A 1,222-nucleotide genomic window follows, 5' to 3' on the forward strand; every position below is an offset into this window, starting at 1 on the left:
GGCAAGCGAGACGAGGGCCATTCCACCAAAGCGGTATCGTGAACGACCGCGCAGCCGACATCAGCGCCATTCGACTGACACAGACGATCGACCAGAACACGCGTCAGTGAGGTTCAACGAAGAAACCGGACGGATTGACAGGCAAGGAGGAAGCGTCGTCAACCTGGAAGGAGACGAGGAACTCAAAGGATAACGAAAGAGAAGAGAATACAGAGGAGGTCAAAAGACGTTATTGGCGGACCGGACGAGACTCGAACTCGCGACCTCCGGCGTGACAGGCCGGCATTCTAACCAACTGAACTACCGGTCCACTCTATATGTATCGAGAGGCTGAGTCGAAACTCGTACCCACAATACCTGCTACGCAACTAGCGGGTGACACTGCACGCCTCGAAGGCATACTCATGTCGGCGGAAATGGCGGACCGGACGAGACTCGAACTCGCGACCTCCGGCGTGACAGGCCGGCATTCTAACCAACTGAACTACCGGTCCGCATTTTCCAACTGCTTTTCTTGCAACGACATCTTCTACAACGATGTCTCTTACAACAACCACTTGCAACACGTGAACCCGAGCACTGCGAAAACGCAATGGTGGGTGGTACAGGGTTCGAACCTGTGACCCCCAGCTTGTAAGGCTGGTGCTCTCCCAGCTGAGCTAACCACCCGTGGTCACGTGGCGCTGCATTCTACCTGTGACCGATTCAAAGTCAACAGCTTTTCGCGCCGCTTTTCTCTATCCGGATCATTCACTTGCGCCCAGCCGCCGTACCACGTGGCCGGCCGCTTCATCGATCAATGTCGCCTGCGTCTGCGCATGGCGTTTGGGAGCCTGCCAGTCGTGGTCACCGCCCTCCATGAAATGGCACTCGACCTGCGCCGGCAGATCGTAACCCTCGACCTCGTCACGTCGCCCGAACGGATCGCGAGTGCCCTGAAAAAGCACTATCGGGCAGCGGATCTCCGGCCAGTGATCGAGCCGCAAGCGTTCAGGTTTGCCGGGCGGGTGGAACGGGTAGCCGCACAGTACCAGCCCGGCCATCTCGACGCGCGTCGCCAGCAGGCTCGCAACTCTTCCGCCCATCGACTTGCCACCGAACCAGAGCGGCGTTTCGCTATCGAGCGTCCTGATGGCCCGATGCCATTCGCCAAGTTCCGCGACCAGTGTCTCGATTCTGGGCGGAGGACGGCGCCCGCCCTCTCGGCGCATGGTGGTCATGT

1 protein-coding gene and 3 tRNA genes are annotated in these 1,222 nt (G+C 59.0%); all 4 read right to left on the reverse strand.

The features are described 5' to 3' along the window. Positions 1–233: 233 nt before the first annotated feature. Positions 234–310, reverse strand: a tRNA-Asp gene (locus BTW08_RS18590). Positions 311–417: 107 nt separating this feature from the next. Continuing rightward, a tRNA-Asp gene (locus BTW08_RS18595) sits at positions 418–494 on the reverse strand. A gap of 99 nt (positions 495–593) precedes the next feature. After that, a tRNA-Val gene (locus BTW08_RS18600) sits at positions 594–669 on the reverse strand. A gap of 77 nt (positions 670–746) precedes the next feature. Continuing rightward, the coding region (locus BTW08_RS18605) for an alpha/beta family hydrolase (RefSeq protein ID WP_075563906.1) at positions 747–1,222 on the reverse strand (476 nt) is incomplete at its 5' end.

Source organism: Salinicola sp. MH3R3-1 (assembly GCF_001937155.1).
Taxonomy (GTDB): Bacteria; Pseudomonadota; Gammaproteobacteria; order Pseudomonadales; family Halomonadaceae; genus Salinicola; species Salinicola halophyticus.